Origin of the sequence: Rhizobium sp. R339 (assembly GCF_002211395.1) — a bacterium.
In the GTDB taxonomy this organism is placed as follows: Bacteria; Pseudomonadota; Alphaproteobacteria; order Rhizobiales; family Rhizobiaceae; genus Rhizobium.
This window is the reverse complement of sequence record NZ_LOKV01000001.1, coordinates 938276-953538: the sequence shown is the minus strand read 5'-3', so window position 1 is coordinate 953538 and position 15263 is coordinate 938276. Positions and strand designations below refer to the sequence as shown.

General features: G+C 62.1%; 17 protein-coding genes. 1 reads left to right on the top strand and 16 read right to left on the bottom strand.

Annotation, left to right across the window (positions count from 1 at the left end; genetic code table 11):
• Positions 1 to 58 precede the first annotated feature (58 nt).
• The 3 genes from ATY76_RS04745 to ATY76_RS04735 all read right to left on the bottom strand — a co-directional run bounded on the left by ATY76_RS04745 (position 59) and on the right by ATY76_RS04735 (position 1062).
• Complete coding sequence (locus ATY76_RS04745) at positions 59 to 523, bottom strand: hypothetical protein (RefSeq protein WP_245309701.1); 465 nt, start codon at positions 521 to 523, stop codon at positions 59 to 61.
• Between the two features lie 96 nt (positions 524 to 619).
• Positions 620 to 832, bottom strand: coding sequence for a hypothetical protein (locus tag ATY76_RS04740; RefSeq protein WP_088673575.1), 213 nt, complete (start codon positions 830 to 832; stop codon positions 620 to 622).
• A complete protein-coding gene (locus tag ATY76_RS04735) occupies positions 829 to 1062 on the bottom strand; it encodes a hypothetical protein (RefSeq protein ID WP_088673574.1) in 234 nt (77 codons plus the stop codon). Before ATY76_RS04735 ends, ATY76_RS04740 begins: the two co-directional genes overlap by 4 nt.
• A 362-nt stretch (positions 1063 to 1424) precedes the next feature.
• On the opposite strand from ATY76_RS04735, the gene ATY76_RS04730 reads away from it, so the two are divergent.
• Positions 1425 to 2045 (top strand): helix-turn-helix transcriptional regulator, encoded by a 621-nt coding sequence (locus ATY76_RS04730; RefSeq protein ID WP_088673573.1) that lies wholly within the window; start codon positions 1425 to 1427, stop codon positions 2043 to 2045.
• A 344-nt stretch (positions 2046 to 2389) separates the two neighbouring features.
• Here the strand turns inward: ATY76_RS04730 and ATY76_RS04725 are convergent, their stop codons facing one another.
• The 13 genes from ATY76_RS04725 to ATY76_RS34055 all read right to left on the bottom strand — a co-directional run bounded on the left by ATY76_RS04725 (position 2390) and on the right by ATY76_RS34055 (position 15236).
• Positions 2390 to 3346, bottom strand: a complete 957-nt coding sequence (locus tag ATY76_RS04725; protein ID WP_088673572.1) for a trypsin-like peptidase domain-containing protein — start codon at positions 3344 to 3346, stop codon at positions 2390 to 2392.
• 346 nt (positions 3347 to 3692) lie between these two features.
• Positions 3693 to 4505, bottom strand: coding sequence for a hypothetical protein (locus tag ATY76_RS04720; RefSeq protein ID WP_088673571.1), 813 nt, complete (start codon positions 4503 to 4505; stop codon positions 3693 to 3695).
• Positions 4506 to 4649: 144 nt separating this feature from the next.
• Positions 4650 to 5045: a hypothetical protein gene (locus tag ATY76_RS04715; RefSeq protein ID WP_088673770.1), complete on the bottom strand. Its 396-nt coding sequence runs from the start codon at positions 5043 to 5045 to the stop codon at positions 4650 to 4652.
• Positions 5042 to 5245 (bottom strand): hypothetical protein, encoded by a 204-nt coding sequence (locus ATY76_RS04710; protein WP_088673570.1) that lies wholly within the window; start codon positions 5243 to 5245, stop codon positions 5042 to 5044. The genes ATY76_RS04715 and ATY76_RS04710 overlap by 4 nt, the downstream gene beginning before the upstream one ends.
• Before the next feature lie 41 nt (positions 5246 to 5286).
• Complete coding sequence (locus ATY76_RS04705) at positions 5287 to 5541, bottom strand: hypothetical protein (RefSeq protein ID WP_088673569.1); 255 nt, start codon at positions 5539 to 5541, stop codon at positions 5287 to 5289.
• 214 nt (positions 5542 to 5755) lie between these two features.
• Positions 5756 to 7207 (bottom strand): hypothetical protein, encoded by a 1452-nt coding sequence (locus ATY76_RS04700; protein WP_088673568.1) that lies wholly within the window; start codon positions 7205 to 7207, stop codon positions 5756 to 5758.
• Positions 7208 to 7213: 6 nt separating this feature from the next.
• Positions 7214 to 7381 (bottom strand): hypothetical protein, encoded by a 168-nt coding sequence (locus ATY76_RS33615; RefSeq protein ID WP_190233586.1) that lies wholly within the window; start codon positions 7379 to 7381, stop codon positions 7214 to 7216.
• Between the two features lie 82 nt (positions 7382 to 7463).
• Complete coding sequence (locus ATY76_RS04695) at positions 7464 to 9737, bottom strand: hypothetical protein (RefSeq protein ID WP_088673567.1); 2274 nt, start codon at positions 9735 to 9737, stop codon at positions 7464 to 7466.
• 54 nt (positions 9738 to 9791) lie between these two features.
• Positions 9792 to 12029: a hypothetical protein gene (locus ATY76_RS04690; protein ID WP_088673566.1), complete on the bottom strand. Its 2238-nt coding sequence runs from the start codon at positions 12027 to 12029 to the stop codon at positions 9792 to 9794.
• Between the two features lie 9 nt (positions 12030 to 12038).
• The gene (locus tag ATY76_RS04685) at positions 12039 to 12566 is read right to left on the bottom strand and encodes a hypothetical protein (RefSeq protein WP_088673565.1); all 528 of its coding nucleotides are present in this window, start codon (positions 12564 to 12566) and stop codon (positions 12039 to 12041) included.
• Positions 12559 to 13026, bottom strand: a complete 468-nt coding sequence (locus ATY76_RS04680; RefSeq protein ID WP_088673564.1) for a hypothetical protein — start codon at positions 13024 to 13026, stop codon at positions 12559 to 12561. The genes ATY76_RS04685 and ATY76_RS04680 overlap by 8 nt, the downstream gene beginning before the upstream one ends.
• A complete protein-coding gene (locus ATY76_RS04675) occupies positions 13016 to 15094 on the bottom strand; it encodes a hypothetical protein (RefSeq protein ID WP_088673563.1) in 2079 nt (692 codons plus the stop codon). Before ATY76_RS04675 ends, ATY76_RS04680 begins: the two co-directional genes overlap by 11 nt.
• On the bottom strand, positions 15087 to 15236 hold the full coding sequence (locus ATY76_RS34055; RefSeq protein ID WP_245309699.1) for a hypothetical protein: 150 nt from the start codon (positions 15234 to 15236) through the stop codon (positions 15087 to 15089). Before ATY76_RS34055 ends, ATY76_RS04675 begins: the two co-directional genes overlap by 8 nt.
• Positions 15237 to 15263 lie beyond the last annotated feature (27 nt).

Sequence of the window (15263 nt, the reverse complement as noted above, 5' to 3'; positions counted from 1 at the left end):
CGTCACAACTTTTGGCGGAAGCAAGCTCGGGCGGCGGATTGGGCTCTCGTGCCCGCCGTCAGCTGCGGCGAGCGGGTGTGATCTTGCCGGCCATCACCAGCCGGTATCCCTGGCGATAGCCGACATTCTCGATGCCGATGCCGGAACCCTCCAGCCGGGTCCGCAGATGGCAGAGCGCCACCTTGAAGGCGGCATACATGCGCGTCGGCGACGGCCCGCCATCGGCATCGTCGACATACATCGCATCGAAGATCCGCTCGGTCTGCACGGGCATGCCCTTGCCACGCCAGACAGCACCCAGAATGCGCGCCTGAAGCGGCGTCACGCCATAGCGGTCGACGACGATCTCGAGCGTGGGCGCCGTCACCGGCTGCTTGCAGCAGGGGCAGTTCATCGGCTCCATCGCCGCCGCTCCCGCTCCCTCCATGACGCGCTCTTTCCGGGCCGGTTCGACCCTCTCGCCTGACATCGGCCGCTTCAGCGCGGCCGGCGCCAACCTGACTTTCCTGTCCACTGCCGTCATCGGATTCACCATTCCTTTCCGTCTGTTCGCCGTTCCGTTGGTCCGGCCTGTCGCTTCTTCGAAAACCCTGCGTCTCCGCCCCATCAGGCGGCGCGATCATGAACCGGCGACCAGCCGCCGGATCTCGTCCTCATAAGGCGCCATGCGCCGTAACCTGCGCGCCAGCGCCTGGAGCTCGCCCGCCTCCGAGCGGGTGATCGTCACGAGAGCCTCGCCGGCCGGCGCCCCGCCGCGCATCAGGCAATGGCCGACGAGACCATCGAGCAGCTCCGCCTGCCGGAGAATGCTCCGTGACGCCCGCCCGCTCATCGCCGCTCCGGCATCATCTCATCGGCCGAAAGCGCGATGCCGCGCTCGCGCGCCACCTTCATCAAGAGCAGCTGGTCGCGGCCGCTGATCAGCCCATCGTCGTCACCGAGTGCCCGGCTGATCTTCGAGCGATGGCGGCCCATCGCTCGCGCCAGTTCCGCGGCGGAAAGGCCAATTTTCTCGTGAACTTTCCGCCATGGCGTCTTGCCGTCCTTACCGAGCCTTTGCACGTGCGCTCCCCGTTGATGCGATAATAGCAACATATAATGCGATATCAGCACCGTCAAGCTTTCCCGAACAGAAGATGGGATTTTATTCCGAATGAAGGGCTCATCCTAATTTCAGGTCAGACATAAAAAGGAATATTTTCCTCTTCGATATTGACTCCGGAGGCGAATGTCAATTATCTAGGTTGCAGAACGAAGGAGAAACAACGGGAAGCCCAACTCGGCCGGGACGGCCATGGTAGCGCCGGCCCAATCCCGCAAGCATGCAGTTAACGCAACGTGATGCAGCGATGCCGCATCTGCTTGCCGTTCGTTGCGAAATCTGCAACAACTCGGTTCCGCCAAATGATGTTTGAGGAACCGGGATGACCGAAATCGATAAGAAGTGGTTTTTCCAGAAGCTGGACGAACGGCAGAAATCTGTCAGGAGCCTTGCGCGGCATCTCAGCATAGATCCTTCCGCCGCGTCGCGCATGCTGTCTGGCACGCGGAGAATGAAGATGGAAGAAGCAAGCCAGATTGCGTTGTTCCTGGGCGTTTCGCTCTCGGACGTTCTCACTCACGCCGGCGTTTCGGTCGAGCCTGACGGTACCCCCACCCGCATCCTACTGGCGGCTGTTATCAACGAGGCGGGCTCGGTCGAGCGGCTGAAGGAGCCGCGCCCGCTGCCGCAGACCGTCATCGACCGCGCCAAGGCGGCCGTCCGCGATCTCGTCGACGGCCAGGTCATCGCCGCCCAGGTGCGCGCGGCCTCCGGCCCGCTGTCGATCTGGGACGACGCGGTGATCCTCTTCGGCCATACCGACGAGGTCGAGACGGCGGCGATCGGCGTCCTCTCCATCTGCCGCACCCGCAACGGCGATCAGATCATGGCCAAGGTCGAACGCGCGAGAAAGACCGGCGAAGCCCGCATTCAGACAGCATCCGGCGCCACCGAGGAAACCCTGCTCGACACCGCCACCCCTGTGCTTGCCGTCATTCCATAAGGCCGTGCACACACGATATCGGGTTCATCATCGGGCACCGCAGTCCGCCTTATCCTTCGGAGCCCTGCAGGGCATTTCGGGATGAGGCTCTCGTTGGCACCAAGCACTTGCCGGCGAACCTCAAGGCAGGCTGCTTTTGAGCGTTGGGCATGGGCATCCCTCGATGGCCGCTGATGGCCGCGGCATCCTCCAACCTCCCTCATGCTGAGGTGCGCAGCCCGAAAGGGCGGAGCCTCGAAGCACGCGTTCCAACGCTGCTTCTTGCATCTCGTGACCATCGCAGCGTCCGCCTCGTTCCTGGACGTCGCCCCTACCGTCGACGGCATAACGCGATATCGCCCCGCCTAGGACCGAGCCATCGGCACCAGGCTCTTCTTCTCGATCAGCCCCGCCACCGAAAACACCAGGATCGCGGTCTCCCTGCCGATCCTGCTGCCGTCCATCAGCCTGACGATGTCATCGACGCCGCCGACCGGGCTGCCGTCAATCGCGAGAATGTAATCCCCTTCCCGCAGCCCGCCCTTGGCGGCCGGCCCGTTCGGCTCAACCCGCCGGATGCGGACCGAGGTCGTCTGCGCCGTGCCCGCCGCAAGCGCGACCCGGCGCGGCAGCACGATCGTATCGCCAGCAATGCCGATGACGGCGCGCCTGACCTGGCCGTGGCGGAGAATTTCTGAAACCACAAAATTGGCCGTATTCGACGCAACAGCGAAAGCGATGCTCTGCGCGCCCTGGATGACGGCGGTGTTGACGCCGATCACCTCCCCGCCGGAAGAGACGAGCGGCCCGCCCGAATTGCCGGGATTGAGCGCCGCATCCGTCTGGATCACGTCCTCCATCAGCCGCCCGCTCGACGCGCGCATCGACCGGCCGAGCGCCGAAACGATGCCGGCTGTAACAGTCCATTCGAAGCCGAGCGGATTGCCGATCGCAATCGCGATATGCCCCCTGCGCAGGCGCTGGGAATCCCCGAGCTTCGCCCAGGCGCCGGTGCTGGAATTGGCGCGGATGAGCGCGATATCCGTATCGACATCCCGGCCGAGCACCCGCCCCTCGGTGACGAACCCATCCGGCGTGGTGATGCGCACCACCTTGGCATCGTCGACCACATGGCTGTTGGTGATGATGAGCCCGTCCGGCGAAATGGCAAAGCCCGACCCATGCCCCTGCCGGCCACCCACCCTCTCGATCCGGCTAACCGCCGGCCCGACCATATCGACCGCCGCCGCAATCGATTGTGAATAGGCATCGATCAGCGCCCCATCACTCTGGGGCACGATGTCCTTATCCATATAACCCATAATTTGATCCTCAGGCGGCAAAACGGCCGCCCCGCCGCCGGCGAAGCAATCACGGTTGCAACAGTCCGCCATGGCGCTGGTGTATGAGGATTAGATGGTTGGGGTATGGGTTGGGTTCAAGTGAGGGACAGGTCTATGCCTTGCGGACATCCGCATTTTGGCAGGAACGGACAGGCGTTACGACGACACTGGAAAGCAGGCGTGTTGAACATTCCTCGGATCTGATTCGTGTTACTAATATTCGCTATCCGCGCCTTTGTCCTGAGGCGCTCGTCCGCCTCAGATACGAACCGATGCGGTAATCAGCTACAGAGCCCACACTTGAACCAATGAGACCACGCAGTGGTTATATATTCTCTCGCCGAAAAAGGTAGCCCTTTACAACAGGCGATTCATTAAGCCCGACGATTGGCTCGAATTCACTTTGAAGATCAAAGATATCGACCAATTTCATATCATGTCGGCGCGCCTCCTCGAGAAGGTCCTCTTGTCCAATAGCCCAAACGGATATTACGTCGCCATCTATAGTTTGTTCGATGATCTTACTCGTGCGTCTCAGGGACATCACACGCGTAACAAAGAGCCATGGATCAGCTCTCGTTGCTAGGAGATCGAACTGCTTCCGCCAGTCCAAAACATATTGAATTGCACCGGAAGCGAATACCAGATCGTAGCCGGTAGCAAGTAAATCATTGTCAGAAACAAAGCGTACGTCGGGCCGTGCTCGCGATCCAAATCTACATAATTCCGGCAATTCTTGAACAGTGTAATCTATTTTGACTTCGGGAATTGCGTTTCGGGCGATCCGGTAATACCCCCCGGCCGCGCCGCCAAAATCGAGCACAGAAATAGAGTTCTGCTCCCGTGAGACCTTCGCGAATACGTAGGCTGCCGCCAACACGATCGCCCGAGCACCGTCGGAATTAACGCCAACAGTGATTTCACCCGGCGCGAGAGTGTCGTCCGTCACAGGCACGGGCACAATATCCGCGTCGAAATCAATGCTGTTTTTATAGACCTTCCACTCATAACCTATCGGAAGGTCATCACCGATGGCGATCCAGCGATTAGGAGAAACCTCGCCTGGCGTTTCGTTATGCCATGAGTGCCATCGTTTGCCGAGTGCATTCCGCATTTTAATCGCAAATTTCGATAGCATGTTCACCCACTTGGATAGCCAGATGAGCAGTTCCTACTTCTATCGATCCCAGCAATCAACTCATGTTTGGTCTTCCGGTATTTACACGAACGTGGTCCACCACAATCCACACGGCGATTGGAGATAGTACTATCGGCATACATATCAGAGGGCAATTCGCCGCGCGATCAGCGCGCCAGCATCGCCGATCACGATAGCCGGAACCAGCACTAACGCCATACTGTGAATATCAGGTGGAACGTCGACTACGACAAGATGAAGCCCGAACCACGGATTGACGATCTGAACGAGATAGATCGACGCCCACCAGATGCCGAAGGGAACGACGATCAGCCAGCGGCCGACCCTCATCGCGCTCCAGCGGTCTGCAGCCTCGGCAACAGCGATATCGCGCGCCGCCTCGATGCCTTTTATCGCCTGCTCGGCTGCAAGGCGCTTCTCATCGGTCTCGGCATCGAGCTTCGCCTTCCAGGCGGACAACAGCGGCGCTGTAAAGGCCTCCATGACGCCACCGAAAAGAAATTTGGCGAACCAGCTCATCGCGCCCACCCGAACCGGTTGGCAAGGTAATACCAAACTTCGGCAGAAAGACCGATAAATGCGCCGGCGGAGATTTCGACCATCATCGCAAGATCTGGGTCGCTCGAAATCAGGCCGCCCATCTCCGGCGAGAAGATGCCCTTAGCCACCAAAACGGCAGCGAAATAGCGCAGGGCAATGCGAATGATGACGCTTGTCATGTCAAATGCCTCCTTGGAGCCGGCGAGAATTGAAGACCGAATTACGGAGCGAGGTGTGCGGAAGCACCCGACACGACGATCTTGAAGGTAGCACCAACTGCGAGAACGATGACTGGGGTCAGAACAGCCCAAATAGCCTTTCCGATCCTGTTCGTTAGCTTCTCGACACTACCCTCGATCCGCACCAAGGCGGCATTGATGTGGGGCTGCTGCGCCTCCAGATTGACGACGCGCTCCTTCAGCCCAATCACCCTTTCCTGGAGCTTTTCGATCTCCGCTCTGACTTGCTCATCCATGAAGGTTACTCGATTTATTTTGCCGTGACGAAGTTACGAACGGGAAGGCAGATCGAATTTGCGTAAAATTCGCTATGACTTTCCCACTCTCTTGCAAGCTGCGTCAGCAATTTGCATCAGGTCGGCCTTGGTACTGTGTAATCATCCCAGCCTTGAGTGCTAACGACGCACTCCCCGGTGCCAACAGTTATGTCGAATCGCATCCACATGAGGCCTACAACCGTAGTGCGAACCTTGGCTCCAATCTGAAGCCTTGTGGTGCTGGAGCCGATGTTGATGTAGAGATTAGCATCACCAGCAGCTCCTGCCGTCTCCTCGGTGTCGCAACGGAGATTAACCGAGGAATTGGCGGTCGCCTGGGCCTGAAGAAACAGCTTGTCCTCTCCTGAATGGGAGTGTTGAACTTCACTCGACTCCCATACTGCTTGAAACCAACAATTTCTGAACTGCCATTCGTCAAAAAAGACCCGATCCGGCTGCTCGGCAGAATCTCCCAGCCCGCCGGCACCGTCACGCCCGATGAAACATTCGACAGCGACGCGATAAAGTCGCCCACCGTGATGTCGGCAAGCTTGCGCAGCACATAGATATGGTAGGTCTTGCTTGCCGCAACGGCGCCGGTGTCGAGAAAGCCGCCGTTCGAGCCGGCGGACCAGGCGGCGTTCAGCCTCTTGGTCAGGATCCCGGCAAAGGAGATGTATTTCCCGCCGAAGCGCGCATCGCCGGCGCTGATATCGAGGCTGGTGAGCGGCACGCCGGCATTCGGGTTCGGAACCAGCCCGCGAACGAAATCGGGCATGACGAGCTTGGCTGCGATGGCGTCCTTGTCGGCTTGCAGATCGGAGATCTTCGCGGCCGTCACGGTTCCGTCGGTCGGCACCCAGCCGGCGCCGCCATAGACGCGCATGGCCTGATCCGCGCTGTTGAAATAGAGATCGCCCACCTGCAGCGCCGATCCGTCGGCCCTGAGAATGGGGCTGACCGTGGAAGCGCCGAGATAGACATCGGCGAAATTCCTGACGTCCTCGATATTGGCCGCAACAGTCTCGACATCCCCCGTAACGCCGGCAACCGCGACGGTCTGGGCCGCGATCGCAGCAACGGCGGCCACCTCAGCCGCAACCGTCGCAACGGTCGCGATCTCTGCGGCAACATCAGCCGCCGGCGGAATGCTCTGCGCCACGCCCGCCAGCTCCGTCACCGCCTCGATGATCGAGGCCAGCCGCAACACGCCGTTGATCAGCTCGGCGATCTCTGTCGGCGTCGAGGTCGGGGAGACGACGATCGCCCGGTCCAGCCGCTCGCTCAGTTGCAGGTCGCGCTGAGCGGCGACATCGAGCGCGGTTTCGATCGTCTTTGCCGAAAACGGCCCCTGGTTCTCAAGTTCCGTTTCCTGGGTAAAGGGCACGTTGAGCAGCAGGGTGATCGTTTCTACGGCAGTCGGAGCGCCGCCCGCCGCGGTATCGATCGAGCCGCCCTCGGGATTGCCGACGCCGGAGACGCTGTAGTCGGCGTCGAGCGTCAGGATCTCCTCATCGCCATTGGCGCGCCGCTTGATGACGAGCAGATGCCTCTCGTCGGCGATGAAGAAATCATAGTCGAATACTGTGGTCACTGCATTGCCGGGATAGGGACCGGACCGGCTGTTCGTGCTTGAAATCGTCATGTGCCGTCACTCGCTTGGTTTCAAGAAGACCATAAACGCCGATGGTTGTTTCCCCATCTGGCCGGGGTGATATTTCGCGAGGGAAATTGTCTCGGCGCAGTTCCGCGTGTTCTCACGGATGTCACCGACCGCGCCCTGCCCTTTGCCCTTGCCGCCGGTGTACGCGGTCAGCACTCGAAGTATCCTGTCATCATTTGAATCGGATCGAAGATCGGCGGGCCGCCAGCGGATGGCGGATAGCAGACCAGTCGAGAATTTATTCCTCCGTAGCCGATCGCAGCTTATTCGCGGGGCGCAGTGTCTTGCGTTTGGTGCGGACGATTTTCGTATCTTTCGTCAGTCGCTTGACTTTGCGCTGAGACCGCTCACCTGCATCGGCGATCTTGGAATCGTTTCGCGTTTCCGATACCGCGCGCGGTTTCGTCACCGTTTTCTGCTTGCTCTGCGGCGCGCTGCGGCGGCTGGTCGGCACCGCTGGCTTTGAGATCCTTGCTGGGTCTTCTCCCGGCGCGCTCCGCCTCTCGATTACCACGGCCGATTTCGGCGTCGTTTTCCGCTCGCTCGACGGCGCGCTGCGGCGGCTTCCTCGCGGAGCGCTGCGCCGTCCGCTTGCCACATGCGGTTTCGCATCGCTTTCCACTCCCTCGACGGCACGCCGCGCCTGCTCGTCCGCATTCACGGCCTCGCCATCTCCAGGCGCTTCCTTCACGAAGCGACGGGCCTTGCGATTGACGCGGGCGGTTTCAGCATCCTTCGCCGTGCCCTCGATTGCCTCATGCGCCTGCTGATCGACGCGGGCATCCTCCCCATCTTTCTGCGCTTCCTCCGCACGCCGTTCAGGATCGGAAGCCTGCTTCGCCGAGATATCGGCAGAATGCAGCCGTGCATTCTCCGTAAAGAAAGCGTCGTGTTCGGAACCAGCAATTTTTGCGGCATACGTCGCTGTTGGGATTTTCATGTCGCCGCCGGCGGCGATCGCCGCGTCAAGATCGCTGCTGCTGACCCAGCCGAGACGCTGCGTCTGCATGGCCTCGTCAAGACCAGCCTTGCGGGCCCCCGAAGCAGCTTCACCCGCGCCCTCCGCTGCGCCGTAAAGTATCGCCCCCGTCCCGCCCGTAGCCGCTCCGATAACGGCACCAGGCAAAGCAGAACCAATGGCTGTGCCGGTTTTCCAACCAATGCCGTCTTCCATTCCCGGCGTGGGACGATAGAGATTTGCGCCTTTATCCTGCCATTCCTCGCCAGTTTTCTGCAGCGTCGCCGGCACGGCTCTGATGAAGTCGTTCAGAGCTTCGGAAGGGGTAAGTTGTAATATGACCTCCTCCGGCGTCGCGGTGCCATCTATTATGTCGCGGACTGCCCCGCGCGCAATGGCGCGGGGAAGGTCACTCTGCTGACTTATCCGTAAGTTAAGCGCTTCGACCAATTTCGAATCGTTGCCGATCTTCTTGGCATCGGCGATATCTCTGATGAGAGCGTCGCGGGCGCTTGTATCCGAGCGTCCTGCCAATGGCTGGGCCAACTGACCAACGCCCTCGACGGCCTTACCTAACGATCCGAAAGCAGCACCCGGTATGGCCTTCGCCGCCTCCTTAACCTCCAGAACAAAAGAGGAGCCCCCCGGGGTAAGTATAGAGAGAGCGTCTTCGCGCGTTGCGGTGCCGTTCCGCACATCCTTAAGCACCATTTTCCAAATATCCCTATCCGGCACTCGCTGCCGGTCTATCTGGTCTTCCAGTGCCGCGATCTCATCCTTGTTCTTATCCCTAGCCCCGGCGATCTCTTCCGCCAGCACCTGTAGCGCAGTCTTTTTGATTGGAGCCGGCGCGTTTCCATTGGGCTGGGCAGCCGGCGGCGCATCACCACGGGGGCGGTCAGCATCCGCCGTTATCGCCGTCGGCTCGCCGAGCCGTTCAAAATAGGCGAGCGTCGCCACGTCATCGCCAGCCAAAGCAGTGTTTTCGGGTGAAAGCAGCCAATTGGCGAGAACCGGCGCCTCGGAGAGAATCTTCGCGTTTTTCGCCTCTTGCAGCGTCTGCTGAAAACTATCGCGGTATTGCTTCACCAGCGCTAGCGGCGGCGCCGGACCGCCCATTACCCCCGCATAATCCTCAGCGAGGCGAAGGTCACTCGCCACCTGATCGGGGTCTTCGTCTGAAGAACGGAGGACAATATCGGCCGCTGCAGCATCGCCCCCGAGCCGCCCGGTTTTTCGTATATTCGTGTCCGGCAGCGGCATCGTGCCGCCTGGGGTCGCCAAGTTTCGAGGATCGCTTGCCGGCTGTTCGGGACTGTCGTCAAGGAAACGCGGATTAGCCTCGGCCGCGGCTGCGTTGCCGCCTAACCGCCCGGTCTTTGGTATCAAGACCTCAGGCATCGGAACCGGACCGCCTGGTGTCTCCGCGTTTCGGAGATCATTCGCCGGCTGCTTGGGGTCCTCGTTAGCGGCGCGCGAGGCGACATCACCGGCTGCAAGGTTGGCCCCTAATCGCCCGGTCTTTTGAATCTTCGTTTCCGGCAGCGTTTCCAATAGCTTGTCTCCAAATATTGTTGGGAGACAAGCTTAGAATCGAGACGGTTGGCATCATGAATGGCGGACGCCGCCATCAGCCCCGGTAGCCAGCGCCAGAAGCGAGGCGATCCCCTTGTAATAGCCCATCGCCTCCGCCTCGTTCGGCTCCCTGCCGAGATCGCGCGAAAGTTCGGATGCCAGCGCTTGCCGGGCGTCGGGCGGGAGATCCGCCCAATCGGCCAGCTCAAGCACGGGGGTTTCCTTCACCGGTTCCGGCTCGCGCAGCACGAGCGGCAGCAGCAGCTTGTTGCGGATCGATGCAATATCGAACTCGTTCGGCGTCCTGCCGTTGTTTTCTTTCTTGAAGGCCGCGATCTCGGAAGCGAGCGCGTTCTGAAACCGCGCAACCTGCTGGATCGCGGCCTGCCGCTCGGCGCCGAACCTGCCATTTGCAGTAATGCCGATGGATTCGAGCTGCCTTTGCGATTGCGCGAAGGCGTCGGCCAGCTGCAGGCCCTCGCGTTTCATCGCCGCCTGCCCACTCAGCGCGCCGTTCTGCAGCTCCGACAGTTGGCGGAATGCTTCCCCACCCAGCCGGCCACGGTAATCGCTGAGATCGACTCCGGCAAATCCATCCGGATCCATCGCAGCATATCTGCGCATATCGTAAAGCAGCACCTCGTCCACCTGCCCCGCCCGACCTTTCGCGGCCGTCTGCATGTAGTTCCACGCTGCCGAGACCGCCTCCATGCCAGCCACCTGGCGGATCTCCCGCGGCACGTCGTCGGGCGTCTTGCCTTCGTCGATCGCCCGCCAGAGTTCAGCCTTGGCCTGCTTGTTCCGTGCGTCCTCGGCCCTCGCCTGCGTCTCCAGCGTCGTCTGGATGCGCCGTTGCGTGAGCTGGCGGACCTTCTCGTCGCGGATATCGGCAAGGCTCCTGTCGATATCGTCGGCGGAGGGACCGAGCGCACGCGGCGAAATCTTGTTGCCGCGCGGCGCCACCGTGCCGCCGCGCGTCGAAAACGGCGCGGCCTGCTCGGGATCGTCGATCAGCGGAAAATACATGCCGTAGCGAGCGGCATTGTCATGGATGTAGTCGAACACCCCCCTCGGCGCGGCCCCGGATTTCAGCGGCCGCCCGTTCCAGCCGAGATCGACGGCATTCGCCGCCCCCTTCGCGCTGCCGATGATCTGAAGCCCGTCGCGGATGGCGGGCGGTGCATCCTCGATCATCGCCGCAAGGTTCGTGGCGAAGCTTTCGTCCAGCCTGTCGACGGCTTCCGCGCCGCCGCCGGCAACCCGCGCCGCAAGCGCCTGGCGAAACCGGGTCGGCCCGGCATCCGCCACCGTGCGGCCGGCCGGCTCTCCGGCATCCACGAGATCGCCGACGGCATCGGCCGCCGGTCCAGGAACCTGCCTGCCCCTGGTCAGGATCGCGCCCGCCTCGCGCTTGGAGTGCTCGTTGCTGATCTCGCCTTCGAGCGCCTCCGTCAGCATGTCGCTGTCGGCGCCGGTCATCTGCCCGGCATGGTCGTTCCGGTAGCGGTCGGCGGCGATCGGATCGTCCTCGGCCAGCCGCAGCGTGATATCCCTGTGGACGCCGGAGACGAACGCGCTGCCGCGCGCCATCATGGTGTCGCCGCTCCAGCCTTCCAGCCGCCCCTGCTCCTGCAGTTCCAGAAGGCCGGCCGCGACGTTCTTCGTCACCAGGTCGGGCCGGGTGAAATTCACCACCGCATCCCTGGCGAAGTTGTCGACGCGCTGGGCGGCATTCTGCTGAAACCAGACTTTGCGCTGCTGGCCGGAATAGACGACGGCGCTCTGCAGCGAAGCATTGATCCTGGCATCGGCTGCACGGCCATAGAGATCCGCCGCCTCGCCCGTCAGGCCGGCGCCGATTTCCTTGCGCTTTTCCATCAGCCGCCGCTCGTAATCGGCCCGGCCATCGACTGCCGCCTGGCCGGTGAGCGTCATGAACCCGCCCTCGCCGTATCGGGCGTTGCGGTCCCAGGCCGCAAGCTGGTTCTCGCGATCCTTGGCGCGCATGACGTTATCGAGCGCGTTGGGATCAGGTGCCTTCTGTTCGGTCGCACCGGCCCCTTTCGCCGTACCTTGCTGTTTTGCGCGTTCTGCTTTGGCGGCTTTAACGTTGGAGATCGACGTCTCCAGTTTCTCCATTCCCTCCGACAGCTTCACCATGCCCTCGCCGACAGCTTTGCCGAAGTTGGTGGCATCGGCCTTGACGTCGAGCTTGCTCTGAAAGATAGGCCGCGTCGCGACATTACTCTGATATTCGGGAACGGTGACCATGGCTCGGCCTCATTTCTTGTTGGTGGCTGTCGTGGCGGTGGTGGGGTAGCGCTTCTCGTAATATTTGCCAGCCCCAGTCAGGATCGTGCCGGCAGCCTCGAGATAGCTGCCCTTTGCTGTCGCATCCCCCTTCATCCGCTCCAGCGTGCCGCCCGCCCGCTGATTGACGGCATCGACTCGGAAGTCATAGGCCTCGCGATAGGCGTTGGTTCGGATTGTCAGGGCGTCCAGCTCGCCGAGGGTGGCGGTATCCACCAGCGTGTCGAGCGGCGAGCCGAAGCTGATGTCGAGCCCGTTCGCCGCCATCGCGGCGGTCTGCGCGCCCATGATCCGCGCCACTTCCTGCCGCTTGCGCTGCTCCTCCTGCGCCCCGCGCTCCAGCGCGTCCTGGGCGCGCCGCTCGGAAAGCTCGGCGTTCATCTCGGCGACCTGCTGGTTGTATTTGCCGGCCGCTTTCGCAGCCTGCCCCTGCTGCACGCTGCCGGCGGCACCGACCGGTGTCGAGCCGAGCGTCAGGGCAAGACCGATATCACACATCGCTGGACCTCAATTCGAATGGGCGGAATTCATGACCCCGCAGGCTGATAGGATCGAAGATCGAAAAACCCAGCCAACGCAGCCAGCGCAGCGAGACGCGGTTGTCGACGTCGACGAGGTTTCTCAGAATGGGATAGTGCCGCAACAGTTGATCCCTCCACTCGACCGAGCCTCGGAGGAAACCGGCTGCATGGCGTTCGATGGTGTCGGTTCCGAGCAGCCACGGCGCCCCGACGCCGGCAAGGATGCTGATGGCGCCGACGCCGAAGATCGCCTCGGCCCGCCCGTCGATCGAAACCGTCCAGGCGGCCGATGATTTGCGCAGCGAATAGCTGAGCGCCTCCACCGGTGTCATGCCGGAGGCTTTCCACACCTCGTCGCGGTCGGCCCTGCGCATGCGCCGGGCGACCCCACGCAGGTCGAGGGGGCGGAAGGGCACGACACGGATCTCACCGGCCAAGGCTGATATCCGGCATGATGGCGAGAATGGTCATCGGCAGCGGATCGAACTGCTTGATCCACATGTTGCCGCCCGTGTCCCAGTCCCATTGCGGCGTCAGCGAGATATCGCCGGTGATCGGCTCGATCGGATCATCCCAATCCTCGGTCGAGCGCTGCTTGTATTCCACCAGATGCTCGTCGCCGCGCGCGCCGTCGCGCGGGCCGATGAAGATGCCGCGCGTCTGCTCCACCCTCAGCGTCACGTTGCTCACCGATTTCTGCCGCCCCTGCACGGTGCCGAGCCCGCCGACATTGCCGAGATCGATATCGAGCGTCTGCAGCGCCGAAACGATCGGCAGGCCGACATGCACCTTGGAGGCGGCGACATCGAGCGTCACCGCGCCGCCGCTGACCGTCAGGTTGCGCACGACATTGCCGTCGGCAAGCGCCACCACCTTCTGCCCTTCGAGATGGGCCAGACCACCGATCACGGTCGCCGGCGCGTCGCTATAGGTCAGGCCGCAATCGACGAAGAAGGCGTCGCTGACCGATTGGAAGACGCGGCTGTGCAGCCGCTCGATATAGCGCCGGGCCTGGCCGCCGATTGTGCGCTTGACGAGAAAGTAAGGCACATCCTCATTGCCCTCGGCAATGACGGTGACATCCTCGAAAACCGCGTCATTGTCAGGCCCGCTTTCATGCCGCGTCCAGGCCCAGACGTCGTGCTCCTTGAGATAGGTAAGCGAGACCAGCGCGCCGTTGTCGAGCACCACCCAGGCGATCGAATAAGGCGCCTGGGCATAGGCCCAGGCCTTGATTCGCCGGTTCTCGAAGAGGTGGCGGGCGAGGATTGTCAGGTCTTTGCCGACGAAGCCGTCCTCCGCATAGACATAGCTGAAGTCGCGGATGACGCCGCCCCGCTCCTGCGCAAAGAGCACCGTATTGCCGACGACGATCGGCTGCACCCGGGCCGCCCCGCGATAGCCCTGGTTGTCAATCTTGATCGAAGAGGGAGAAATCGCATCGGATTGCGAGCCGCCGCTGACGATCCATTCCGCTCCCGACGTCAAAAGCATCAGCCCGCGCAGCGCCAGCATCGAGCGGATCTCGTTCACCTGCCGGGCGCGGATGCGGAAGGTCACGGCGTCGCTCGCCTTGGAAGGCGAGGAATAGCCGAAATTCTCGTAATTGGCCGATTGCGAAAGCCACACCGCCTGCGGATCGTTCTTCGTCGAGGCGAAGGCCAGCCGCTGCTCGATGAAGGTCGCGCAGCGGGGGTAATTGCCGGCGCTGTTGAACGGGTTGCGCGCCGTCTGCGGCGTATCGGCAAGATCGGCCGCAATGTTCTCGTCGTCGAAGGAAAGACCGGCCGTGCCGCCGATATAGCCATAGACGCCGTTGTCGTTCTTGTAGACGATATAGCGCGAGGCGCCCGCCACCGCCGACCAGCTGACGCGGTTCTTGCGGCCAGTCACCGTCAGGTCGTTGTTGGCGAAGACAGCCGCCGACGGCAGGCTTTCCTCGCCGCTTTCATTGTCGACGGCCGAGACGCGATAGCCATAGGGCGTGCTTCCCCCGCCGATTGTCGTAATCCCGACGCCCACGGGCGCCGCGATCTTCGGCGCGAAGGTCACGAGGTCGAGCGTCCAGTTGTTGTCAGCATGGCGCGCCAGTTTACGCACGGGATAGTCGGGATGGCAGATATACATCACATCCGCCTCCTGCACGAACACCAGTTCGTCGAGCGCATTATGCGCGTAGGGCGTCGTCACCTCGTAAGGCGTAGCCCCTGATAGAACGAGCCCGCCGTCCCGGAACACCCGGAAATAGAGATGGCCGAATTCCAGCACATAGGATTGCTCGGTGTTGAACTGGAAAGGGATCAGCCGCGCCTCGTTGGCGCTCGCCTTCACCTCGCGGATGAAGGCAAGCCCGGAGCGGTTCGATGCCCCGCCATGCGGATTGATGAAGAGGTTGAGCGCCGTCTTCAGACCGCTGCCATATTTCACCTGGTCGACACGCGCCCAGAGCGCCGGCGACAGTTCGCCGCCGCCGAAGGACGGCTGGTAGGCGCGCAAATCAGCCATTCGCCCGCCCTCCCGTCAGCCCGTCCCGGTCGTCGGTGCCGTCCCAGCCCTCGTTGGCGTCCGCCGTCTGGGCCAGCGCCTGCGTGCTGTTGGCAAGCTGGAACGCATCGGCGCGCACCTGCGGATCGCGCGTCAGCGGCATGGCGAGCCTGACGGCGAGATGCCAGGA